The 23,882-nt window shown below is 59.8% G+C and carries 23 protein-coding genes and 2 pseudogenes; 10 read left to right on the top strand and 15 right to left on the bottom strand.

Going from position 1 to position 23,882, the window contains the following annotated elements; genetic code table 11:
• The coding region (locus WCA85_RS10330; protein WP_424063445.1) for a gamma-glutamyltransferase family protein at positions 1 to 1,293 on the top strand (1,293 nt) is incomplete at its 5' end.
• Between the two features lie 39 nt (positions 1,294 to 1,332).
• Here the strand turns inward: WCA85_RS10330 and WCA85_RS10325 are convergent.
• The 11 genes from WCA85_RS10325 to WCA85_RS10275 all read right to left on the bottom strand — a co-directional run bounded on the left by WCA85_RS10325 (position 1,333) and on the right by WCA85_RS10275 (position 13,933).
• A complete protein-coding gene (locus tag WCA85_RS10325; protein WP_424063443.1) occupies positions 1,333 to 2,631 on the bottom strand; it encodes an L-fuconate dehydratase in 1,299 nt (432 codons plus the stop codon).
• 111 nt (positions 2,632 to 2,742) lie between these two features.
• On the bottom strand, positions 2,743 to 3,684 hold the full coding sequence (locus WCA85_RS10320) for an ABC transporter substrate-binding protein (RefSeq protein ID WP_424063441.1): 942 nt from the start codon (positions 3,682 to 3,684) through the stop codon (positions 2,743 to 2,745).
• 93 nt (positions 3,685 to 3,777) lie between these two features.
• Positions 3,778 to 4,803 carry an ABC transporter permease gene (locus WCA85_RS10315; protein ID WP_424063439.1) on the bottom strand — a complete coding sequence of 342 codons (1,026 nt, stop codon included), beginning with the start codon at positions 4,801 to 4,803 and terminating at the stop codon, positions 3,778 to 3,780.
• A 19-nt stretch (positions 4,804 to 4,822) separates the two neighbouring features.
• Entirely contained in the window at positions 4,823 to 6,334 is a 1,512-nt protein-coding gene (locus WCA85_RS10310; protein ID WP_424063437.1) for a sugar ABC transporter ATP-binding protein, read from the bottom strand.
• A gap of 622 nt (positions 6,335 to 6,956) precedes the next feature.
• A complete protein-coding gene (locus WCA85_RS10305; RefSeq protein ID WP_424063436.1) occupies positions 6,957 to 7,307 on the bottom strand; it encodes an AEC family transporter in 351 nt (116 codons plus the stop codon).
• The gene (locus tag WCA85_RS10300) at positions 7,301 to 7,654 is read right to left on the bottom strand and encodes an AEC family transporter (RefSeq protein WP_424063434.1); all 354 of its coding nucleotides are present in this window, start codon (positions 7,652 to 7,654) and stop codon (positions 7,301 to 7,303) included. The genes WCA85_RS10305 and WCA85_RS10300 overlap by 7 nt, the downstream gene beginning before the upstream one ends.
• Positions 7,655 to 7,723: 69 nt before the next feature.
• The gene (locus WCA85_RS10295) at positions 7,724 to 9,442 is read right to left on the bottom strand and encodes an NAD-dependent malic enzyme (protein WP_424063432.1); all 1,719 of its coding nucleotides are present in this window, start codon (positions 9,440 to 9,442) and stop codon (positions 7,724 to 7,726) included.
• Positions 9,443 to 9,728: 286 nt separating this feature from the next.
• The gene (locus tag WCA85_RS10290; RefSeq protein WP_424063449.1) at positions 9,729 to 10,184 is read right to left on the bottom strand and encodes an NUDIX hydrolase; all 456 of its coding nucleotides are present in this window, start codon (positions 10,182 to 10,184) and stop codon (positions 9,729 to 9,731) included.
• Positions 10,185 to 10,213: 29 nt separating this feature from the next.
• Positions 10,214 to 11,248: a D-alanine--D-alanine ligase family protein gene (locus WCA85_RS10285; RefSeq protein ID WP_424063430.1), complete on the bottom strand. Its 1,035-nt coding sequence runs from the start codon at positions 11,246 to 11,248 to the stop codon at positions 10,214 to 10,216.
• 121 nt (positions 11,249 to 11,369) lie between these two features.
• Positions 11,370 to 12,875 carry an MFS transporter gene (locus WCA85_RS10280; protein WP_424063428.1) on the bottom strand — a complete coding sequence of 502 codons (1,506 nt, stop codon included), beginning with the start codon at positions 12,873 to 12,875 and terminating at the stop codon, positions 11,370 to 11,372.
• A 95-nt stretch (positions 12,876 to 12,970) separates the two neighbouring features.
• Positions 12,971 to 13,933, bottom strand: a complete 963-nt coding sequence (locus WCA85_RS10275; protein ID WP_424063426.1) for a GlxA family transcriptional regulator — start codon at positions 13,931 to 13,933, stop codon at positions 12,971 to 12,973.
• 145 nt (positions 13,934 to 14,078) lie between these two features.
• Between WCA85_RS10275 and WCA85_RS10270 the strand changes: the two genes are divergently transcribed.
• The 5 genes from WCA85_RS10270 to yghU all read left to right on the top strand — a co-directional run bounded on the left by WCA85_RS10270 (position 14,079) and on the right by yghU (position 17,973).
• A complete protein-coding gene (locus WCA85_RS10270; protein ID WP_424063447.1) occupies positions 14,079 to 14,795 on the top strand; it encodes a GNAT family N-acetyltransferase in 717 nt (238 codons plus the stop codon).
• Between the two features lie 294 nt (positions 14,796 to 15,089).
• Positions 15,090 to 15,665 (top strand): hypothetical protein, encoded by a 576-nt coding sequence (locus WCA85_RS10265; RefSeq protein WP_424063424.1) that lies wholly within the window; start codon positions 15,090 to 15,092, stop codon positions 15,663 to 15,665.
• An 86-nt stretch (positions 15,666 to 15,751) separates the two neighbouring features.
• On the top strand, positions 15,752 to 16,330 hold the full coding sequence (locus WCA85_RS10260) for a hypothetical protein (protein ID WP_424063422.1): 579 nt from the start codon (positions 15,752 to 15,754) through the stop codon (positions 16,328 to 16,330).
• A gap of 27 nt (positions 16,331 to 16,357) precedes the next feature.
• On the top strand, positions 16,358 to 16,945 hold the full coding sequence (locus WCA85_RS10255; protein WP_424063420.1) for a hypothetical protein: 588 nt from the start codon (positions 16,358 to 16,360) through the stop codon (positions 16,943 to 16,945).
• Positions 16,946 to 17,100: 155 nt separating this feature from the next.
• A complete protein-coding gene (gene yghU, locus WCA85_RS10250; RefSeq protein WP_424063418.1) occupies positions 17,101 to 17,973 on the top strand; it encodes a glutathione-dependent disulfide-bond oxidoreductase in 873 nt (290 codons plus the stop codon).
• Positions 17,974 to 18,016: 43 nt separating this feature from the next.
• On the opposite strand, the gene WCA85_RS10245 is transcribed toward yghU, so the two are convergent.
• The 3 genes and pseudogenes from WCA85_RS10245 to WCA85_RS10235 form a co-directional block, all read right to left on the bottom strand.
• The gene (locus WCA85_RS10245; RefSeq protein ID WP_424063416.1) at positions 18,017 to 18,640 is read right to left on the bottom strand and encodes an MlaC/ttg2D family ABC transporter substrate-binding protein; all 624 of its coding nucleotides are present in this window, start codon (positions 18,638 to 18,640) and stop codon (positions 18,017 to 18,019) included.
• Positions 18,641 to 18,833: 193 nt separating this feature from the next.
• The gene (locus tag WCA85_RS10240; RefSeq protein ID WP_424063414.1) at positions 18,834 to 19,439 is read right to left on the bottom strand and encodes a GNAT family N-acetyltransferase; all 606 of its coding nucleotides are present in this window, start codon (positions 19,437 to 19,439) and stop codon (positions 18,834 to 18,836) included.
• Between the two features lie 123 nt (positions 19,440 to 19,562).
• Positions 19,563 to 19,760, bottom strand: a pseudogene (locus WCA85_RS10235) (LysR family transcriptional regulator); the annotation flags it as partial.
• A gap of 1 nt (position 19,761) precedes the next feature.
• Here WCA85_RS10235 and WCA85_RS10230 point away from each other — a divergent pair.
• The 4 genes and pseudogenes from WCA85_RS10230 to WCA85_RS10215 all read left to right on the top strand — a co-directional run.
• A pseudogene (locus WCA85_RS10230) lies at positions 19,762 to 20,214 on the top strand (aconitase family protein); the annotation flags it as partial.
• Entirely contained in the window at positions 20,207 to 20,845 is a 639-nt protein-coding gene (gene leuD, locus WCA85_RS10225; RefSeq protein ID WP_424063412.1) for a 3-isopropylmalate dehydratase small subunit, read from the top strand. The pseudogene WCA85_RS10230 and the gene leuD, both read left to right, overlap by 8 nt.
• A gap of 57 nt (positions 20,846 to 20,902) precedes the next feature.
• Positions 20,903 to 22,243 carry an MFS transporter gene (locus WCA85_RS10220; protein ID WP_424063411.1) on the top strand — a complete coding sequence of 447 codons (1,341 nt, stop codon included), beginning with the start codon at positions 20,903 to 20,905 and terminating at the stop codon, positions 22,241 to 22,243.
• A gap of 90 nt (positions 22,244 to 22,333) precedes the next feature.
• Entirely contained in the window at positions 22,334 to 22,798 is a 465-nt protein-coding gene (locus WCA85_RS10215; protein WP_424063409.1) for a hypothetical protein, read from the top strand.
• A 200-nt stretch (positions 22,799 to 22,998) separates the two neighbouring features.
• Here the strand turns inward: WCA85_RS10215 and WCA85_RS10210 are convergent, their stop codons facing one another.
• The gene (locus WCA85_RS10210) at positions 22,999 to 23,562 is read right to left on the bottom strand and encodes a cupin domain-containing protein (RefSeq protein ID WP_424063408.1); all 564 of its coding nucleotides are present in this window, start codon (positions 23,560 to 23,562) and stop codon (positions 22,999 to 23,001) included.
• Positions 23,563 to 23,882 lie beyond the last annotated feature (320 nt).

The raw sequence follows: 23,882 nt of genomic DNA, 5'->3' as shown, positions 1-23,882 counted from the left end.
GCGCTCACGAGCGCGGCCACACTCGACACCTGGGCGCGCGCCTTCGCGCACAGCCAAAAAGCCTGGGGCGGAAAAGTGCCATGGTCCGCGCTGTTCGAACGCGCGATCGAATATGCGCAAGAGGGCTTTCCGGTTACGCAGTCGCAGCACTTCTGGCAGACGCTGCGTGCCGACGATCTTCGCATGCAGTCCGGTTTCGCTGCGACATTCGCGCCGCACGGCCACATTCCTGCGCCGGGCGAACGTTTCACGCAGCCCGCGCTCGCGCGCAGTCTTGAACGCATTGCCCGCTTCGGCGCGCGCGAGTTCTATGAGGGCGAACTCGCGGAACGCATCGCACGCGGCCTGCGCGACGCCGGTTCCGCGCTCACGCAAGCCGATCTCGCTGTCACCCGAGCCCGAGAAGAAGCGCCGTTACGCGTGCCCTATCGAGGTGGTGAACTCATCAGCCTGCAACCGCCAACACAAGGTGTGACGACGCTGCAAATCATGGGCACGCTGGAGCGCTTTGATTTCAGCACAATCGAAGAAGGCAGTGCCGACTACTATCATCTGTTGGTGGAAGCGGTGAAATGTGCGTTTATTGATCGGGACCGCTACGTCTGCGATCCGGACTTCAACGACGTGCCCGTTGATACGATGCTCGCGCCCGCGGCGCTCGATGCACACGCGCGATCGATCGACATGCACCACGCACGCACATGGCCGCATGTTTTTCGTCACGGCGACACCGTGTTCATTGGTGCAACGGATAGTGCCGGCCACTCGGTGAGCCTCTTGCAGACGGTCTATTTCGATTGGGGCAGCGGCGTCGTGGCGGGTGACACCGGCATTCTCTGGCACAACCGGGGCGCGTCGTTCAGTACCGATCCTCGGCACCCCAACGCGCTGCGGCCTGGCAAGCGTCCCTTCCATACGCTGACGCCTGGCATGTATCTGCAAGCGGAACGTCCGAGCGTGCTGTTCGGCACGCAGGGCGCCGACGGTCAGCCGCAAACGCTCGCCGCTATTCTCACGCGGCTCATTGACTACGGCATGGATCCGCTCACGGCGCTCACTCGCCCGCGCTTTCTGCTCGGCAAGACATTCTCGGACACGCGCGACGCGCTGAAGATCGAACACGATGCAGGCGCCGACGTACTGGCCGCGCTCGCAGCGCGAGGGCACGAAGTGTCGTCGATTGCGGAGCAGAGTCCGCTGGCGGGACATCCCGGCGTGATCTCAATCGATGCCAACGGGCATGCGCTGGGCGCGCATGACCCGCGCAGCGATGGGCTCGCGATGGGCGTATGAAGAACGCCAGCTAGCTATAGAAGCGTCGCCAGCGCCGCCTCACGACCGCCAGGCCGGCCCATCCGGAAAGACATATTGATCAAGCGACGCCGCATGCATTTCGATGCTGTAGCCGGGAAGTTGCGGCGGCATGTAATGGCCGTTGCGGATCACGACGGGATCGATGAAATGCTCATGCAGATGATCCACGTACTCGAGCACCCGGTTTTCCAGCGACGCCGACACGCAGATATAGTCGAACAGCGATATATGTTGGACGTATTCGCACAAGCCGACTCCGCCCGCGTGCGGGCACACCGGCACGCCAAATTTCGCCGCCATCAGCAGCACGATAATCACCTCGTTCAGACCGCCCAGCCGGCAGCTATCGATCTGGCAGAAGTCGATGGCCTTCGCCTGAAGCAACTGCTTGAACATCACGCGGTTTTGACAGTGCTCGCCCGTCGCCACGCCGATCGGCTTAATACGCTCACGAATGGCCGCGTGACCGAGAACGTCGTCCGGACTCGTGGGTTCCTCGATCCACCACGGATCGAATTGCGCGAGGCGCCGCATGTTCGCGACCGCTTCATCGACATCCCACACCTGGTTCGCGTCCATCATCAGCTTGAGGTTTTCGCCGATTTCTTCACGCAGGATGCTGGCCCGGCGCATATCCTCTTCGAGATTGCCGCCCACCTTCTGCTTGAAGTGCGTCCACCCTTGCGCGACGCCTTCGCGTGCGAGCCGGCGGATCTTGTCGTCGTCGTAGCCGAGCCAGCCGGCTGAAGTCGTATAAGCCGGATAGCCGTGCGCCAGCATTTCCTTTTCGCGCTCGCCTCGGGTTTTGGCATGACGATGCAGCATTGCAATCGCTTCCTGCGGCGTAATCGCGTCTGTCACATAGCGGAAGTCGAGGCAACGCACGAGCTCTTCCGGGCTCATGTCGACGAGCAGCTTCCACACCGGCTTGCCTTCCGCTTTCGCCCACAGGTCCCACACCGCATTCACCACTGCCGCCGTCGCCAGATGAATCGCGCCCTTGTCCGGGCCGATCCAGCGCAACTGGCTGTCCGAAGTCAGCTCGCGCCAGAAGGCGCCCATGTTTGCAGCGATATCCTCCAGCGTTTTGCCGACGACCAAAGGGGCCAGCGCATGCACCGCAGCCACGCAGATTTCATTACCGCGCCCGATGGTGAAAGTGAGGCCGTGGCCCGTCAGCGCTTGCGGCGAATCGGTTTCGAGCGTGACGTAGGTGGCCGAATAATCCGGCGCGGCGTTCATCGCATCGGAGCCGTCGAGTGATCGTGAGGTCGGGAACCGGATGTCCCGGACAGATAGCTTCGTGATCGTGGACATCCAAGCACCCTCCTCTCAGACAGCGACAGATTTGCGCCTATGAACAAAGAGGGCCGTGGCGTCTAACGACACCGCGACCCTTCCTCTTTCATCAAACGCCGGTAGCAACGATCAATCGTAGAGCACAGCGGAGATCTTCGGATCGTTCATATTGCTCTTGTCGTACCAGTAAAAGCCCGTGTCGACCTTCTTGGGCAGCGTCTCGCCCTTGAGCGCCTTCACGGCAGAGTCGACAACGCACTTGCCAATGCCAATCGGGTTCTGCGTAATCGCGCCATACATCAGGCCTGAATTGATGTCGTCCTTTTGCTCCTTGCCCGAGTCGTAACCGATCAGGACGAGCTTCTTGCCCGATTCCTTGACGCCGATCGCCGCACCTTCAGCCGAGCCTTCATTCGAGCCGAAAATGCCCTTCAGGTTAGGGTTAGCCTGGATCATCGTCTTGGCGATTTCCGCGGACTTCAGATGGTCACCGCCACCATACTGGACCGAGACAATCTTGATGTTCGGGTGCTTCGCCTTCATCTCGTTCAGGAAGCCGTCGCGACGATCGACGCCGGTGCGGCTCGTCTGGTCATGCACGATCAGGCCCACTTCACCGGAATCGCCAATCGCCTCGGCCATCTTGTCGGCGGCGAGTGAGGCCGCAGCAAGGTTATCCGTCGCGCAGGTCGTCAGCGGAATGTCGCTGTCGACGCCCGAGTCGAAGGCGATGATTGGGATTTTCTGTGACTGTGCGCGCTTCAGAAGCGGGATCGCTGCTTTGCTGTCGAGCGCGGCGATACCGATCGCCTGGGGCTTCTTGGCGAGCGCGGCCGAAAGCATGTCGATCTGCTTGTCGACCATGGCCTCGGTTTCCGGACCCTCGAAGGAGATTCTCACGTTCTGCTCCTTGGCGGCCTGTTCTGCACCGGCTTTGACGGCCTGCCAGAACTGATGCTGGAAGCCCTTCGAGATGAGCGGGATGTAGGGCTGATCCGCCAGCGCGAGACTCGTACCGCCAACGAGCGCGCCTACGCCGACCACTACGCTGATCAATTTTCTTTTCAACATGGTTATCTCCTCCTAAGGTGGGCTATCAACCTTCAGCCGTTGGGGAACCGAGTGCGCTCCCTTTTCTTGCTCTTGCACTTCTCCCGCGTAGCGTCAGCTCTTCCTGCGCCGCAAAATATCGGCGTAGACCGCCAGAATGATGATGAGGCCGGTCACGACGATCTGCCACTCCTGAGCCACGGACATGATGCGCAGTCCGTTGGTCAGTACGCTCATGATGAACGCGCCGATGATCGTGCCCAGAATCGTGCCCGACCCGCCGCTAAGCGAAGTGCCGCCAATCACCACAGCGGCAATCGCTTCGAGTTCATAGCCTTGACCTAGCGCCGGCTGCGCCGAATTCAGGCGCGAGGCGATCAGCAATCCGGCAACACCGCAAATTGCCCCGCCGAGGCTATAAATGGCGATCTTCCACCGGTCGACATTTACACCTGACAGGCGCACGGCTTCTTCGTTGCTGCCGAGCGCAAAGGTGTAGCGGCCAAGCGCCGTGCGATTCAGCGTGATCGAGCTCACCACCGCCAGGACAAACAGGATCAGGACCGCGTTCGGAATCGGCAGACTCGGCACCAGATAGCCGATCAGCGAGTCCTGCGAAATCATGTAGAAGTTGTCGGTGTCGGTGAAGTAGATCGGCTTGTCCGCCGAGACGACAAGCGAGAGCCCTTTGAGCAGCATCATCATGCCGAGGGTGGCGATGAACGGCGGGATTTTCATTTTCGCCGTGAGCGTGCCGGAAATGCTTCCACACAGCGCGCCTGTGCCGATGGCAGCAAGGACACCGGTCCACATCGGCAGATGCCAATAGGTCAGGAACACGCCGCAAATCACTGCCGTGAAGGTCATTAGCGTGCCGACGGACAAATCGATGCCGCCGGTGATAATCACGAACGTACACGCGATCGCCAGAACGCCGTTGACTGCCGTCGCCTGCAGAATCCCGAGCATGTTGTCCATCTGCATGAACGAGGGCGACGCGAAGCTGAAAAAGATCAGCAGCAGGATCAGGCTGCCGAAGGCGAGCAGCTTTTGCACAGCGGCGGGGTTGAAGATGCGGGCCCTCAGCCCCGAAGCCCTTTCCTTGTTTCCCAGCGTCGAGGTATCCGATGGCTGTGTCATGTCATACACCTCATGAGGCTCACTCCACTTTTAGGGTTTCGCGCCGCGTCGCCAATTGCATGATGCTCTCTTGCGTCGCCTCCGTGGCGTCGAGTTCACCGGTAATGCGGCCCTCGCACATCACCACGATGCGGTCACTCATGCGCAGGATCTCCGGCAACTCCGACGAGATCATCACGATTGCCTTACCTTGCTCGGCAAGCGAACGCAGCAGCTTATAAATTTCGCTCTTGGCGCCGACATCAATGCCACGGGTTGGCTCGTCGAAAAAGAGGACGTCGCAGTCTCGCTCAAGCCATTTCGCAATGACAATTTTCTGCTGATTGCCGCCCGAGAGAAGCCGCACCTGCTGGGTCGCGGAAGGCGTGCGAATGGCAAGCAATTTAATGAAATGAGAGGCCGTCTTGCGTATCTTGGCGCGGCGCAAGAACACGTTGAACGACAGGAATTTGCGGAGGTTGGACATCACAATGTTCGATTCCACGTCCATTCCGGTAGCGAGGCCAAAGCGCTTGCGGTCTTCCGAGAGATAGCCGATACCGCGCGCCACCGCGTCGCTCGGTGTCCTGATTGTCGCTTTGACACCGCGTACGATAATCTCGCCCGATTCGACCGGATCAGCGCCGAATACCGCCCGCGCAACTTCGGTGCGGCCCGCGCCCATCAAGCCGGCGAAGCCCAATATTTCCCCTTTGTGCAGCGCGAAACTCACGTCTCTGACCAGCGGGCCGGCGTTCAGATTGTTGACCTGCAAGGCCACTTCGCCTTTGTCCGGAGCCCGCTGAGGCGCAGCCACGTCGGTCAAGGTTCGCCCAACCATCATGCCGATGATCGCCTCGACAGTGGTGTCTTTGGCAGTGACGGTGGCCACATATTCGCCGTCACGCATGACGGTGACGCGGTCTGCAATCTGCTTCAACTCATCCATCTTGTGGGAAATATAGATGATCCCCACGCCACGGCTTTTCAGTTCCTTGATGATGCGAAAGAGTTCGGCGATCTCGGCGTCGTTGAGCGCCGACGTGGGCTCGTCCATGATCAGGACGCGCGACTCGAAGGACAACGCCTTGGCGATCTCCACCATCTGCTGCTTGGCGACGGTCAGCGTCTCGACCACGGCACGCGGGTCGATGTTCACATGCATGCGGGCCAGAATGTCGCGCGCCTGCGCGTTCATCTTGTCTTCGTCGAGGAACACGCCGAGGCGTCCGCGCGGTTCGCGGCCAATGAACATGTTCTGGGCGACGCTCAGATGATTCATCAACTGAAGTTCTTGATGAATGATGCACACGCCGACATCCTGCGCCTCGCGCGGGCTTGTGAACGCTACCGCCTGGCCGTCATAGAGGAATTCGCCGGAATCACGCGTGTACACGCCAGCGAGGATTTTCATCAGCGTCGACTTGCCGGCGCCGTTCTCGCCCATCAAGGCGTGGACTTCGCCCGCCATGAGATCGAACTGAATCTCGTGGAGTGCCCGCACGCCCGGAAAGCTCTTGCAGAGCCTTTTGACGGAAATGAGCGGGGTCATGGCGTGGATTTGACGACAAATCCACTGCCGCAGCGGGTCTCAGGGCGAGAGGCGCATAGATATAGCGCCGGGCGTCGCCGGAGATCGAGGTTGAAATCGAAACGAGAAGCCAGACTCATGCCTGGTGCCCCCAAACCGATGTGCAGCGATTTTACGACGCTGGAGGGCCGCGACTCAATTAGGCATTCCCTAATATCGTACGTAAACGTGTACCGGGTTTGCTTCCCACTATTTGCGCGAGCGTCCCAGATTCGCGGCTGATTTTGCCTGGCAATGCCGCGAATGCCGACCCCGGCGCGAGACGGATGCCTGGAATCGCGAGTGGGTAGTACCAGACAAAACGCTTTGCGATGCAGGTACTGCGATCTGCTGCACGTTAAATAGTGAGCGGATGCCTTATATCGTCATCAGCTCGTTTGCGGCCGTGTCAGCGATTGATGTCTTCGAGCGCCAGGCCCTTTGTCGCCGGTCCCATCACGCCGATCAGCAACATCACGAACGCCATGCATCCGCTGATCATGTAAAAGACGGCGTTCGCGCCGAAATCTCGCAAAAAAAGGAGACGAGGAATCCTGAGAAGATCGCGCTGAGGCGGCTCCACGAATAGATGCAGTTTCAGCACTCAAAAGAAGTACGCGATGAGCATCCCTTCCGTTGCGATGCCGAGAATCGTACTGATCAGGATCGTCGCGGTAGCGTCGGCAGTATACGTCTTGCTCTTTAGCGCGAACATGGCGGCGGCGGTGGCCGTCGGCACGGCACCGGTAATCACGGCCTGATGGGCAGGCGCGCCCACCACGCCAAACAGCACTGCGCCGAGCACCATGAGCGCGGGCTGGAGGAAGTTCTTGACGGCGAGATTGGTCAAAACGTTGGCGTTGACCATGAAGCGCTCACCGTACAGCATGAGTCCAAGTGCGAACAACGACGTACCGCCGGCAGCCTTTGCGATCAGGTCAAAAGAGGTCAGCACGGCTCCGGCAGCTTGACGTGGCAGAAGCTCAGCACCATCCCCACCAGCGCCTGTATCGTGGCCGTGCGCAGGTCATGCCTGAACACGAAACGGCCGATCCCCAACGCAATCAAATACGTGCCCATCAATCCGAGCGTCAGGCACAGAGCGAAGCCGACGTTTTGCAGTTTGTCGGGCGACGTTTTGACGGCGCCTTCAAATAACGCGAACGGCAGCGCAAAGCGGATCACGAGGGTTGCCAGCACGCCGGCATCGTCGTGCCTCAACATGCCGATGCGCGCCGAGAGCCAGCCCAGCATGATGACAAACGCAACCGGCAACAGCCCATTCAGGATGGCGTTGAGCAAGGCAGCACTCCCGCTTTTAGACGTTTTTTGACTGGCTTATGTCACGTTTAAGTCGCCTTCATATCACGCTTAAGTCGCGCTGCTTTTCACGCGTTTGTATGGCACGTAGTGCGGCGTCCACACCTTGCTGCGAATCATGGCCTCTATCTGATCGGTGCTCACGCCCTTGGTGAGATCTTCCTTATGCGCTTGCAGTGCGACCGCGAGCGCAACCGTGACCGAGACTTCGCGTAACGCCGTCACCGGCGGCAGCAGATTCCTGGCGGGATCGTTTCTCGCCGGCGATGCCGCAGCGAGCGCTCGCGCGGCCGCCATGAACATCGTGTCAGTCACGCGTGCCGCTTTGACGGCGATGGCACCGAGACCCACGCCGGGGAAGATGTACGAATTGTTGGTCTGATCGACCTTGAACCGGGCACCATTGCGCTCCAGCGGCGGAAATGGACTGCCCGTGCCAATGACCGCCCGCCCCTCGCTCCACGCCTCCAGGTCTGCCGGTGTCGCCTCGGCGCGCGAGGTGGGATTAGAGAGTGGAAAGATCACGGGGCGCTGATTATGCTCTGCCATCGCACGTACCACGGCTTCCGAGAACGCCCCAGCCTGCCCGGACACGCCAATCAACACCGTTGGCTTCGCGTTACGCACGACGTCGAGCAGCGCGATCCGGTCCGGATGATCGAGTGTCCAATGTTCGGTGGCGGACTGCTTCTGCAGGAAGGGTCGCTGAAACGATGCAATACCGTCCATTCCGTCGACCAGCAAACCATCGCGATCGACCATGAAAAAGCGTGTGGCGGCCTCGCCCTCCGGCAGCCCTGCATCGATCATTGCCTTGCGGATCAGACTCGCAATCCCACAGCCCGCCGAGCCTGCTCCCATCACGGCAATACGCTGCTCGGGCAGCGACACCCCGGTGACATTGATGGCCGACAGAAGCGTGCCGGTCGCCACCGCCGCGGTGCCCTGCACATCGTCATTGAACGTACACAAACGATCGCGATAGCGTTCGAGCATGCGCGTCGCATTGTTCTTGGCGAAGTCCTCCCACTGCAGCAGGACGTGAGGCCAACGTTTCACGACGGCGCTGACGAAGGCTTCGATGAAGTCGTCATACTCCTCGCCGCGCACGCGCTCATGGCGCCAGCCGATATAGAGCGGATCGCTCAGGCAATCCGGATTGTCCGTGCCGACATCGAGCATGACCGGCAGGGTCGTCGCGGGATGCAGTCCGCCGCACCCGGTATAGAGCGCGAGCTTGCCGATCGGGATGCCCATGCCGCCCGCGCCCTGGTCGCCGAGGCCCAGAATGCGCTCACCGTCGGTCACGACGATGGCCTCGACCTTGTCAAAGCGCGGATGAGCAAGGATCGACGCGATGCGTTTCTTGTGCGGCAGGCTTAGGAACAAGCCCCTCGGCTTGCGGAACAGGCGGCTGAACTGCTGGCAGCCGGCGCCGACCGTTGGCGTATAGACCACCGGCAGTAATTCTTCCAGGTTCTGCACAAGCATGGCGAAGAAGAGCGTTTCATTGGTGTCCTGCAACTCGCGCAGAAATGCGTAGCGTTCCAGATCGGTCGCGAAACTGCGCAGTACCTGAAGACGGCGTGACACCTGCTCTTCCAGCGTGCCGATGTTGGGCGGCAAAAGGCCGTGAAGATCAAACTCGTCGCGCTCACTCTCGCCGAACGCGGTCCCTTTGTTCAGCAGTGGGTCGGCGAGTAGTTCGTAACCCGACAGCGCGGTTTCAAGGACTGCTGTCGCCGCTTCCGTCGTCGATGACGTGGACATTGGAATCTCCTCAAAAGTGACGGCGACCATGTTCGACGCCTTCCACTGTGCATGCAGGGTTGAATGACCCTAATCAGTGTAGGCGGCAAATTGCGGGGTATCGGCCAACTTCACGCGAAAATTTCAGGCCGCGTTGGTGGCCTCGTGACGTGGCTGTAAGGACTGTAACGACAGCGGCTCCGTTTTGCGACGCAGCATAGCTCGTGTTCCTGCCGGACGTTCGAGGCTCGCAATAGACCAGGCGCATAATTTCGCGGTGCAACCACCGAATGGGCCACCTCGATGCTCATGTGCCGAAGACCGCCGCCTCGTCTAGCATTTCGAGCAGACCTTGCGGATAGATAGTCTCGGTTGTGGCGGACAATTCTTCCCAGCTCCACCACCGGTGATCCGCCATCACTTCAGATTCCTCCGCAGTCCAGCCGGCGCGCGAGATGGTTTCCGTGTCGGTATGAACGACGAAGTATTGTTCTACCGCTAGAACCCTCTCGCCATCGGGTAACTGAAGCGACACTTCACGCCGGCCCACCGGTCCCGAGACCTGCACGTTCTGCATGCCGGTTTCTTCACGGAGTTCTCGTATCGCGGCTTCTGCAAATGTCTCATCGTGCTCGACACCTCCACCCGGCGTTGCCCAGTATGTCTTGCCCGCAAGAGCGCCGGTTCTGTGCACGAAACGGAATAGCAGCACGCGCCGCCTCTGGGAAGTAATCAATAGTCTGGCCGACGGACGTTCTCGCATGGGAATCAATAGAAGGCGTTGCACATTTTTCAACTGGCCTCGGGTGTTCCGTGCCGCTTGATGCCCGCGCGACAGATTTGCTCACATAGCTCCGCAAACGAGATTCCACTAGCCGCTGCCGACTGAGGAAGCAAGCTCGTCGCAGTCATGCCCGGTAAAGTGTTCACCTCAAGACACCACAACTGACCGCTGGCATCCAGACGGAAATCCGACCGGCTATAGCCTTCGAGCTTCAACGCACGGTGAGCCCGCAACGCGGCGTCTTGCGCAGCCCTGACGATGTGGTCGGGCAGATCGGCTGGAAACACTTCGCGAACTGCTCCCGGTTGGTACTTCGCCTTGTAATCGAAAACTGTGTCCGGTTCGATTACGATCTCTCCGACGGTCAATGCCTGATCACCTAACACTCCAACCGTCAGTTCCCGGCCTGCAATGAACTGTTCCAGCATGACCTCGCTGTCAAACTGCGACGCATGCCGGACGGCAGCTCCAAGGCCATCAGGACTTTTGACCACTGACAAGCCCACCGTCGAACCTTGCTGATTGGGCTTAACGACAAGCGGATAACCTATATCGCGGTTGACCTTCTCAGGCTCATACGGCGTCATCAGCCAGCGCGGGGTAGCGATTCCGGCGGCGACGAACAGCCGCTTCGACATGTCCTTATCCATGGCGATTGCGCTGCCCAGATGACCACTGCCGGTGTAAGCCATCCCAGCCATGTCCAGCATCGCTTGTATTGTTCCGTCCTCGCCAGTTCCGCCGTGAAGCGCCAGGAAAACGACATCGACATCGGCAAGCGCCGGGGAACGAATCAGGCCGGCTTCGCCTGATCGAAGTACGGCGAGCGCGTCGGATGCCGGTGGAACTTCTTCGACCTGCGAAGTTAATAAACGGTCTTCCTCTTCGGCTGTCAAAAGGCCTCGCGACGTTTCAATGGCTAGTACTTCGTGCCCCGCACTCCGTAGCGCCTTGATTACCTGCGCCCCGCTCGCAATTGAGACCTCACGCTCTTCGCTGGTTCCGCCGAACAGTACCGCTACCTTGAGTTTCATCTCTCGCATTTGTTTTCTGATCCCACGTCATTGAGTAACACGGTTTTAAGTGGCTTCCGTTAGATCGCGGGATAACACAGCCCGCACCGTAAATGAGACTGAAGGCATGCTTGATCCACCGAATTCAACGTCACCGTGACCGTTCAGCTTTCAGCATCGACCACGCGCAGGCCGCACTCACGAGCGCCAGCCCTGCCGAGCATGCCATAAGAACCCGGAACGAACCGACGAACGATGCGTCGGTGGCCTGCTGGATGGAAGGCCTGGCGTAATGCGCCGCAGCGAGTAGTGGTCTTTGACGCTCGACCTCGGCCTGTTCACCGCGCGACAGCTGCATTGACCGAAGCGAACTGTCCAGCTGGATGTTGAAGGACACCGAAAGAAGCAGACCAAACACTGCCACCGAGAGAAGACCGGCCACGCGTGAAACCGCGTTGTTGATCCCGGAAGCAGCGCCCAACTGATCGTCCGGGGCCGAATTCATGACGGTTGTGGTGAGCGGGGATACACAAATGGACATGCCAAATCCGAGAATCAACATTGGAACAAAAAATGTCTCCCAGTAAGATCCCGCTGTACCGGGGACGCACAGACCAAGAAATCCGACACTGACGATGCAACAGCCCACCGTCAAAGAACGACGCGCACCATACCGTCCCAGCAATCCACCGGCCCAGTAGGACAGCACGAAGAGCGTGAGGATCATCGGCGCGAGGGCTGCGCCAGCCTCGGAAGCCGCATAGTGATGAACCTGGATCAGATTCAACGGCAGGAAGTAGATCGCTCCCGATAGGGCGGCATAGAGAAAGAGCGTAATAACGTTCACCCCCACGAAGACAGGTGACTTCAGCAATGATGTGGGAAACAGAGGCGTTGCGGCACGTCGCTCGAACATGGCGAGCGCCACGAAGAAGACTATGCTCGCGACCACGGCGGGGATTGCACGGCCGGGCTCAGCCTGCGCACTGAGCAACGCGTACGTCAACGTCCCAAAGGCAGCAACCATACTTACGCTACTGGTCCAGTTAGGCGCCCGGCGGTCCGCGATGAGTTTGCTTTCCGCCAGTCGGGAGGCAAATAGTGCCGCGACCGCAGCCATGGGGAGGCTCATAAAGAAAGCTACGCGCCACGACAGATGGTCAATCAGCCAGCCCCCCAGGAACGGGCCAATGGCGCCCATCATGGCCGTAGAACCCGACCAGATTCCAATGGCCCGCGCTCTCTCACTCGCTGGATAGGCCGAGGTAATGATCGTCAGACTGCCGGGAATCAACAGCGCTGCGGCGACGCCCTGAACACCTCGCGCCAGCACGAGTTCAATGAGCGAGCCGCAGATCGCGCACAACAGCGAGGACGCCGCGAACAGGACATTGCCCCAGATGAAAACACGCCTGCGACCATAGAGATCCCCAAGCCTGCCGCCTAAAAGCAGGAGGGACGACAGCGTGAGAGCGTAGGCCTCGACGACCCATTGCACCTGCGAGACAGTTGCGGAGAAATTCGTCTGGAGCGTGGCCGTCGCAACATTGACAACCGTGCCGTCGACAAAAGCCATCCCCGATCCGAAGATCGCCGCGACCAGTGCGTTGGTCGCACGTGGCCGAGCGAGGCGATCTTCTGGTTCGCGTTCCGTCATGGACAAGGACACGTAGCTTATGCGTGGGAACGATCATATGCCAAGCTACGCACCGGTGTCTCTTCGCAACTGTTTGGGGGAAAATCTTCACGACGCTAGCGCATTTCGGCCCGCAGCTCCCGCACCCCACGACCAAGCTTGCGCCGCAACAACGTGCGCAACGTCGCCGAGTCGGCATAGCCCACTTCGCTCGCAATCGTTTCGATGTCGTACCCAATCGACACAAGGTGCTGTGCCCGTTCGATTCGCAGGTCCTGGAAGAAAGCCAGTGGCGACTTGCCCAGCACGGCCTCAGTCCGACGCTGCAACGTGCGTGGGCCGACCGCCAGGGCGCTCGCCGCGTCCTGAAGCGAGAACCCAAGAGAAAGACGCTCGCGAGCCCAACGCTCAAATCGTTCGATCAACGGATCAGCGTGCGCGAGATGGTCAGGAATGATGTATTCAGCCTGCGATGAGCGCTTGTCGACGAGCATGAAGCGGGCGACCAGCGCCGCCAGTTCTGGACTCGCCTGGCGCATTAACCACAGCGCAAGATCGAGATGGCCCATCATCGATCCAGCCGTCACGACGCGTTGCGATGGGACGACCATGCGTGATTCATCCAGTTTGACCGTCGGGTAGCGTTGACGGAAAAACGGCGCCAGCGACCAGGTCGTGGTCGCCTCCCGATCGTCCAGCAGCCCGGCTTCGGCCAGCACGAACGTGCCGAGACATGCTGCCGCAACACCGATGCCGCCCGCGTTCCAGCTCCGAAGTAGCGCCATCCCTTCGCGTACGTCACGGCGCTGCAGCGCCTCGATCACCCGCTCCGGCCCCTTCAGATTCAGCGCCGGCACCACCACCCAATCCGGCCGATGAACGCTGCTTGCCGGCTCGACCACTGCAGAGAATCCGAGCGCTGTGCGGATGCGTCTGCGCACCCCGACGAGCCGGACGTCGAACGGCGCTGCGGCGAACCCCTGCCGCGCGGCCAGTACATTGGCCGTCGCAAAGGTATCCAGCAGCACCGTCAGACCAGTGTCGAAGGCTCCGTCGAGCGCGAGCACGCACAGTTTCATGTCGTGAATGATAACAATAATGTCATTTACGACTATAGCCCTATCCACAACCAACGTCTACACTGCAAGGCAATCCGGTCGTGCCGATACACTGGCCGAACCTTCAATCCGCTGGCACGAAGCTGCATTTTCACGAGAGGAATGTATGAGCCGTTCATCACCCATTGACCTCGACCGCCCGATCTGGACGGCGCTCACCACCCGACAAGCGCATCTGGGAAATGGCGACGCGCTTGCCCGTCGATACCATTCCGATGTAGCGCCCTTTGCCGCGCTGGCATCCGAAACACCCGCGGCCTACGAAGCACTTCACCAGCTTCTGAAACCTGATGAACAGGTTGCGCTGCTTTCCGCAGAACCGCTGGTTTTAATCGATGCACTGCACCCGATGCAGATCGGCATGCTTCATCAAATGATCGCCACGCATCATGAAGGCGGCAGCATCGACGATCGGGACGTGATCCGTTTGGGTAGCGCCGATACGCAAGACATGCTCGATCTGGTCGAGAAGACCAAACCCGGCCCCTTCGGCAAGCGTACTCGCGAGATGGGCAACTACATTGGGATTCGCGATCAGGGACGTCTCATTGCGATGGCCGGTGAAAGGATGTGCATCGACGGATACGTAGAAATCAGCGCGGTTTGCGTCGACGACGACTGGCGCGGAAAGGGCCTCGCTGGCAGGCTCATGAAGATCCTGCACAGAGAAATCGTGCAGCGAGACGAGACGCCGTTTTTGCATGTGTTCAGCAGCAATCGCTCTGCGATTACGTTATATGAACGTCTTGGCTTCGAAGTGCGCCGAACGTTTCACCTGACCCGCGTGAAGCAGGCTGAGCCGGGCTCAGCGATCGCGGGTTAAGCCGCTCCCTCGGGACCTACCCTGGAGCGCCTTGTATAGCGCAGATTCAGCACCTATCCTCACATCATCTGGCACAACGCGCTCGACTCAGCACTCGGCGTCTTCACGACGCACGATCTGTAAGCAAATCGAGTGGCCGTACCAATCGCGCCGTAAGCGGCGACCGCCTTTCTCTTTTCGTATCTTCGTTCGCTGTGCCGCCGCATTCCATGTCGCGCGGCGATCCCTTCCTGTGAGCCGAGGGCTGTATTTGCGTGGGTCCGCCGACCGCGCGAGTGACAGAGGAGACTAGAAATGCGCAAACTGTTTGTGTCTGCTTTACTCACTTTAAGCGTAGCGTCAATGTCATATGGCGCCGCCGATGACATACGCTCCGGAGGTGGGAACACCGACGCGCGCGGCGGCTATCCCGTCCTGCAGGTATTCGACAGTCGCGGAAAAAGCGTCGGCCCGGTATTCTCGACCGACTTGTCGACCGGCGTCATTCTCAATGTCAGCGGTGCTAACGTTCTGGTTCCGATTCAACGGGTATCCAACAGCGCAGGACACTATTCGGCCTCCCAATACCAGTGGGCGCAATCATCGAATGTCCAGTTCGTTACGAGTAACTGCAGTCCGCCGCCCATGGTGAACACCAATTCCTCGGCTTTGAGGCCCGTGATAGTCATTAGAAGCGGTGCCGACGCGACGGCATATATCGCACCGGACACTTCGACGTCCATGGCCACGGTGGGATCGTATCTGAACGGTACCCAATGCATAACCACGGGTGTGTCTGGCGTTCAGGCTTTTTCGGAGCCGACCTGGGGTGTCGGAAGCATCTATCCGCTCACGCAGAATTATCCAGAGCCGCTAACCATTCATTACTGAGCGCGCATCGGTAAAGCGCCTTATGTCAGTGAGAGCGCCGATGCGCTTGAGTGGTTTCAGCACATCGTCGATAAAGGAGAGTTGAAATGCGCAAATCGCTTGTCGCGGTTTTGCTCGCTTTGGGTGCAACGTCACTTTCGTATGGGGACGACAGCGCGCCCTTCGATGGTGGACATCCCGGTGGGCCATACGATCATCACGTGCTGTATGCGTTCGACAGTCATGGAAAGCGTATAGGGCCGGTGCTCTCGCTCGGCACGATAGACGGCGTGATTCTCAGTATCAACGGAGTCACCACGTTCATTCCGGTTGAACGGGTGACCAACAGCGCAGGGCAATTCCTTGCGTCGCAGTACGAATGGTGGTCGGGCACCTACTCGTCCATCTTCCCCAGTTCTGACTGCAGCGGGCCGCCTATCATCGTCGGCGATGTCCTCGGAACCTTGAGGCCTTCCACCGTGATCCGGCAGGGCAATGACGCCACCGCATACATCGCTCCCGACACCTATTCAACGACCATCACGACAGCCATGTCGCTTTATTCATCCGGCCAATGCCTGAGCGGCTCTACCTTGCCACCGTACATTACGGGAGAGGGGTGGACGCCTGAAAGCAGCTACTCGCTGACGCAGAATTACCCTGAGCCGCTATCGATTCATTATTGAGCGTGTCGCCGTCAAAGGAGACTTGAAATGAGCAAATTTCTGGTGGTCGCTTTGCTCGCTGCGGGCGTCACGTCATTGTCGTACGGCGGCGACGGCAGCCCGTGGGCCGGCAATGAAAACGGCGACCCAAGGCCTGGGCACATCCTGAAGGTGTTCGATAGCAAAGGAAAAATTGTCGGCGTGCTGACCTCGGCCGGCAGTACAGAAGGCGTTGTGCTGAACGTGAGCGGGATCTTTACTTTCGCTGCGATCTCGCGGTCCGCTACCGCCAATCTCCAGTTCTCTGCCTCGCAATACATCTGGACCGATCAGGGAGGCTTGTTTACATCGACGGATTGCAGTGGCTCCACAGTCATTGAAGCGACCAACGCGCCGGCACCGGCAATATTGAGGCCGTCGACGGTGGTAAGGCAGGGTGCCACCGCAACGTTGTACATTGCGCCCGACGCGCCTTCGGCGAACCTGACGATCCAGTCAGCGGGATTAGCCGGAGCCTGCACCACCTATGGTGTCAACTCCAGCGTTCCACCGGTCTATACGACAATGGCATGGAGCCCCGTAAAAACCTACTCGCTGACGCAGAATTATTCCGAGCCATTGACCATTCACTACTGAGCATCCTCGTTAGTGCTTCGGAGCGGGTGCGCCCATCCGTTAACGTTCGATCCATATCGCGTCTTTGAACGCTCGCCAGCACGTTTTTCATCTATTTGTTAATCTCACTTGCAGACACCTATCCCCACGATTCAAGGATGCAAGGAGCTTTACGAATGAGCGCTGACGAATATTCTCCGCCGACAGTCTGGACCTGGAACAAGGACAACGGCGGCCGATTTGCAAACATCAACCGCCCCATCTCGGGGCCGACACACGACAAGGAGTTGCCGGTCGGCCAGCATCCCCTTCAGCTTTATTCGTTGGCAACACCCAACGGCGTGAAGGTCACGGTGATGCTCGAAGAACTGCTGGCACTTGGCCACAGCGGCGCGGAATATGACGCATGGCTGATCAGGATTGGCGAAGGTGACCAGTTCGGCAGCGGCTTCGTGAGCGTGAATCCGAACTCCAAGATTCCCGCGCTGCTGGATCGCAGCGGCCCGAAGCTAATCCGGGTGTTTGAGTCCGCCTCGATCCTGCTTTACCTCGCCGAAAAGTTCGGCGCATTTTTGCCGACCGAGGCCAGCGCGCGCGCCGAGTGCCTGTCATGGCTGTTCTGGCAGATGGGAAGTGCACCTTACCTCGGTGGCGGTTTCGGCCACTTCTATGCGTACGCCCCGAGCAAAATCGAATATGCGATTGACCGCTTCGCCATGGAAGTGAAGCGCCAACTCGACGTTCTCGACAAGCAACTCGCCGATAACGAATTCATAGCGGGGAATGAATACACCATCGCCGATATGGCCATCTGGCCTTGGTATGGTGGCCTGGCGAAGGGCTGGCTCTACGAGTCGGCTGAATTCCTGTCGGTGCAGGAGTATGCGCATGTCCAGCGTTGGGCCGAGATGATCGGCAAGCGCCCGGCCGTGCGGCGCGGGCGCATGGTCAATCGCTCGTTTGGCGAGCTTTCAGATCAGTTGCATGAACGCCATGCCGCCACTGACTTCGAAACCAGTACGCAGGACAAGCTGGCCGCTCAAGAGTAGTCGTTCCTTGTAGCGATCTCAGGACCCTCGCTGACTGACAGGCCTACTGCTTGCCCGAAGCGAGCTGCTGGTTGCGGTCATTGAGAAACTTGATCAGTCCGTCCACGCCGCTTTCCTGGATCTTGTCGCTGAACTGCTGCCGATAGGTCTGAATGAGCCAGACCCCGAGCACATTCAGGTCATACAGGCGCCAGCCCTGCGGTGTGCTGTACAACCGGTAGTCAATCTCAGCCGGCTCGCCGTTCCTGGTCGAAATCGTGCGCACCGCCACGTCAGTATCGGTTGGGGCAATGTGGATCGGCGGGTACTCGATACGTTGGTCAGGATTGAGCTGAGCGATGGCACCCGAATAGGTGTAGATCAGGAGCATCTTGAACTGGTCGACCAGTTTCTGCTGCTGCTCGGGTGTAGCCGTGCGCCAGTAGTGTCCCATCGCCAGCGACGTGGTACGACGAAAATCGGTGTAGGGAACAATGTCCCGGTTCACGATATCCATGATGCGGGCAAAATCGTCTGGCGCGATCGCCTTGGTTCGCACCTCGTCGAGTATCTGCTGCGTCGCGGTCTTGATCAGAAGCTGCGGCTGAGATTGGTCGACTTGTGCGCACGCCACATCGCTGAACGAGAACAACGAAGCGCAAAAAGTCAGTAGATAAAGAGTCTTCATGGGCAGAATCCTGGCTGGAGGCGTTGGCGTGGTGCAGAGCAAGTATGCCCCAGTCAGCCAAAACACGTCGCGTTCGCGCGCGTCGCCTTGCAAGCCGGAAGCTGTCAGGACACGGACCGATGCGTCGGGGTCATGGTGCCTTTGCTTTTTATCGGGACGCATGAACCGCACCGCCTGACCCTGCCCCGCTCGCCTATGCCAAATCCTTCGCCAGCTTCACAAAGCAAAGATCCTCACGTTGTGGTACTCCGAAGCGGTTATCCCCGTACGGGAATGGCTCACGCTCACCCGTGTCGTGATAGCCCCGGCGCCCGTACCAACCTATAAGCGTCTCGCGAACATTTATGACTGTCATATTGACGCGCCGCCCGCCTCGCTCACGTATCCAGTCTTCGGCGAGCGAAAGCAGCGTTTTGCCAAGGCCGCTATTTTGACTCTCGGGATTCACGGCAAGCGAGCCGAGGTACCAGTTATCGTCGTCGAGCGGCTCGATCCACACGCTGCCCTTGAGCCCGGGTTCACCTGCTTCGCGCCAGATCAGCAAAGAGGCATGCGGCTTTGCACTCAAATCATCCCGCAGGGACTTTTCCGAGGTCCGATCACCGGTAAGATATTTTTCACGGGTGCTCCATCCCGCTGAGTCATTGTCCGATCCGCGATAGGCGAGATTCATCAGGCTGACCACTTCCTGGATATCGGTATCGGCGGCTACCACCAGCGCCGCCGACGTCGGCATATTGACTTTGGGTACATCGCTCAGAAGGGGGCGGGAGGACGGTTTAGAATCAATGCCAGCCATGGATTGCACCTATTTTTGAAGCGTCTCCCCACTCTCGAAGGTCAGGCGCGCATGGCCCGTCCGACACTTGAGGCCGATGCGCCCTACAGCGCGAACCCACTTTATCTACGTCCCGGAAGTGCGTCAAGAATCGCGGTCTAACGCATTTCGCAAGTAATCGCCTAGAAAATCGACGAACGTGCGCAGCTTGGCGGACAGCCTGTTCCGCTCGAGATAGATCGCGTGAATATCGGCGTTCGGCAACGCCCACTTGAGAAGCAGCGGCATCAGTTCTCCACGCTCGATGTGACCGCCGATTTCCCACTGCGAGCGCACGACGATGCGCAAGGCGCTTGATTACGTTGGTTTGCAGTCCGGCACGCCGATCGAAGGCACGCCGATCGACCACGTGTTTATCGGCTCGTGTACGAATGCGCGGATCGAAGATCTACGCGCAGTCGCTCAGGTCGTGCGTGGCCGCAAGGTGGCGTCGACCGTGCGCGCGATGGTCGTGCCAGGATCGGGCATGGTGCGCGACCAGGCGGAACGGGAGGGCATCGCGCAGGTGCTGATCGACGCAGGATTCGAATGGCGGCAACCCGGCTGCTCGATGTGCCTCGCGATGAACGACGACGTGCTCGCACCGGGCGAGCGCTGCGCATCGACGACGAACCGCAATTTCGAAGGGCGCCAGGGGCGCGATAGCAAAACTCATCTGATGAGCCCCGCGATGGCCGCCGCCGCCGCGATTGCGGGTCGCATCGTCGACGTTCGCAAGGAGCTGACTCATGGCTAAGCCATTCGTAATAGCGGGCATCGCCGCGCCGCTGCCCGTCAATAACCTCGATACCGACCAGATCATGCCGAAGCAGTTTCTACTCGGCATCGACAAAGCGGGGCTCGCACGTGGGCTGATGTATGACCTGCGCTTTGATGCCAACGGCTATGCGCGTGACCAGTTCGTACTGAATCGCCCCGAATATCGTGGCGCGAAGATCCTGCTCGGCGGCTCGAACTTAGGCTGCGGGTCGAGCCGCGAGCATGCGGTTTGGGGCCTGCAGCAGGCCGGCTTCGAGGCGGTGATCGCGCCGAGTTACGGCGAGATCTTCTACTTCAACTCGGTGAACAACCGGCTGCTGCTCGTCACATTGCCGCCCGGGCAAATCGAGGCGCTGGTCGCCGAGATCGGCGACGGCAGCGACAAGCGACTGTCGATCGACGTCGAAAACGAAGTCGTGCTGACGCCGTCGGGCCGGTGTTTGCCGTTCTCGCTGCCGGCGCGCCAGAAGCAGATGCTGGTGGAAGGGCTCGACATGATCGGCATGACACTGCGCCAAAAGGAGGCGATCGACGCCTTCGAGGCGCGTCACTGGACGACGCAGCCGTGGTGCCGGATTGATCTGCCCGCGCAGCAGCGACGGACGTAAGCATGCTGGGAGGCGCTGCTAGTTGCCCGGCGCCAGGCGCGATCGAAGGAGACACTCATGAGCATTGCCGCAGTCCATCCACAGGACGATGCCGCGCTGGAGACCAGCGTCGTCCGAAAGATCTCCCGGCGTATCACGCCATTCATCATCATCCTGTACTTCCTCAGCTTCCTGAATCGCGTGAACGTCGGCTTCGCGGGCCTCACGATGAATCATGACATCGGGCTTACGCAGGCCATGTTCGGCGTCGGCGCGGGGATTTTCTTCGTCGGCTATATCGCTGCGGGAATGCCGTCGAACCTCGCGCTGCAGCGCGTCGGCGCGCGCCGCTGGATCGCCCTGCTGATGGTCGTGTGGGGAGTGCTTTCCGCAGCGACCGCGTTCGTCAGCGGGCCGTTGAGCTTCTACACGCTACGCCTCGTGCTCGGTCTGGCTGAAGCGGGCTTCTTTCCCGGCATCATCCTGTACCTGAGCTACTGGTTTCCGGCACGCCATCGGGCGTTCGTCACTGCGATGTTCATGACGGCGGCGCCGTTGTCGAACATGATCGGCTCGCCGATTTCCGGCGCGTTGATGAGCCTGAACGGCGTCGCGCACCTGCACGGCTGGCAGTGGCTGTTCCTCGTTGAAGGCGCGCCGACTGTTCTGCTCGGGATCGTGTCGTTCTTCTACCTGACCGATCGGCCCGAGGACGCGCAATGGCTTGCGCCCGCCGAGCGGCAGTGCCTGAGTGGCGAGCTGCAGCGCGAACGCGAGTCGAAGGCCGCACAGAGCATGTCCAGTATCTGGGACGCAGTCAAAGATCCACGCGTGCTGCTGCTTGCGCTCGTATATGCGGGAACGTCGACCGGGTTGTATGCGATCGGCATCTGGGCGCCGATGATCATCCACCGGTTCGGCTTCAGCTACTTCGAACTGGGCCTTGTGAACGCGATCCCAAATCTGTTCGCAGTGGTCACCATGGTGCTGTGGGCACGCAATTCGGATCGCTTCAACGAACGCCGACTGCACGTTGCGATTGCGTGTCTCGCGGCCGGTATCGGGATGCTGATGTCCGGACACGCGAGCCACGCAATCATGCTGATCATCGGACTGTCGATCGCAAACTTCGGCATCAATGCCGCCAAGCCGCCGCTGTGGAGCATGCCGACGCAGTTCCTGTCCGGCTCCGCCGCCGCTGCTGGCATTGCGTTGATCAACGCGATGGGCAGTCTGATCGGCGGCACGATCGGCCCGATGGTGATCGGCAAGCTGCGCGATGTCAGCGGTGACTACTCGCTCGGGCTGTATTTCGTCAGCGCTACCCTGTTCGTTTCGGCGGTGCTGTCGTATTCATTCGGCACACGTGCCCGACGCGGCGCAGTACAGCCCGCGGCCGATGCGGTCGGCCCACGCTGAGGCGGTCGCGATGCGTAGGGGCTCAACCTTTTCCCTGTGGTGCCGTTATCGCATTTGCCAACCGCGTCAACCGCACTTACTTACCACCCAATGGCCAAAACCATACCGTTTCCACGTAACACGCAAGCAGCCAGCGCCCGGGCGGCGAAGGCCATGCTGCTGCCGCTGCCGCGCGCTACCGCAGATGAGCTCGCCTTGCAGGTCCACCTTGCGCTGGACAGCCTGCGACGCGGCAAAGGCAACGTCCGGGACGCCCAGACGCTGACGCAGACCATGATCCTCGTATCGTTTCTGACCGAATCGGGTTATGGGGCACTCGCGCCGGATGCACTTCGCCGGGCCGACGCGCTGATTGCCGCGTGTTTCGAGCGGGGGCGCGCCAGCGGCGAATGGATATTCGAGCCGGCCGGATTTAGCTCGTTTGCTGAAATCGTGGCGATCTACGACCGCCAGCTGCAGAAAGCGCCATTGTGGGCGATCACCGAGGCCAGCGACAGGCTGGACCGCTTTCAGGCTGGCTTGCCGTTCGAGCCGGTCGCGAGGAAGCGCGCCTAGTTATAAACCGTCAAAAGGATGGTTGCGTTTTACGCATTCGGGTTTATACTAACCACTGTCTCCTCCATGTCTCCATTGATATGGATTCAGCCCGCCTCTGAGCGGGCTTTTTCTTTTTCGGCGCTGGACTTCAGGCGAGCCAATTTGTTAGTCGCGGATTTCAGATTGTTCAGCCAGTCTCCACTCGTTATTGCGACCGTCTACTTGTGGTCATCCCGCGAGGTGCCTTTGGCTGCAACGATGAATGATCGAGCCAGATCCAGCACTTTTGGCCTGCTCGCCTCTCCGTCCATATACGGCACCTGCGCCAGCCGACCGACAGTCTTCAGGCTGCGGATCATCACCTTGCCGCTATCCGGATAGGTGCAGACCTCGTGCGGATCATTCAGTCCGACCGCAAAGTACACAAGGTCCACGTCGAATGGATTCGCCAGTTGGTGAGCGACGCCGGTACCGGCCGGGCACGAGATGCAGTCGCCCGCCCGAATTTCCTGCACTGTGTCGCCGTGGCGAAAGATGCCTCGGCCCGACAGCACAAAGAAAACCTCGTCCTCTCGTGCATGGGTATGGAACGGACACGCGGTTCTGCCGGGAGGCACACGCGACAGATTGGCGCCGAGGCGACCCGGGCTAGCGTCGAGGGCGGGAGTAAGGGGCTTCCATGCACTTCCCCAATGATCGCCCTCCATCTGCTCGACTTCCTCGACGCCGTCAATATTGACGACCAGCGGTGGTGTCGGCGAATGCCCGGACTCTTTCTCCATTTCTATTTTCCCCGTGGTTGATATCACGTGGGGAAACTATAGCCGTTTCGCGGATATGTTTTACGCGGTGCGATAACGATCGAAACGGCGAGCGAAACCGGCATCGGGACGGCAGGAGCGTGTGAGGTTCGATGAGGCGACGCGCGAGTGGGACGGGGACGCGAACACAACCGGCGTCAAGCTGCCACACGCCAGGCAAAACGAACGCTCGCCGATCGGAAACGGAGATGAACGAAGAGCTTGATTGCAATGCTCGTAAAGGGCTGCAGCGTGGACGGGATGCGACACCCGTTACCACTCTGAGAAAAAGACGGCCGATC

Source organism: Paraburkholderia sp. (genome assembly GCF_049581445.1).
Taxonomy (GTDB): domain Bacteria; phylum Pseudomonadota; class Gammaproteobacteria; order Burkholderiales; family Burkholderiaceae; genus Paraburkholderia.
The sequence above is the reverse complement of the archived record's forward strand: the minus strand, read 5'-3'. Positions and strand labels throughout refer to the sequence as shown.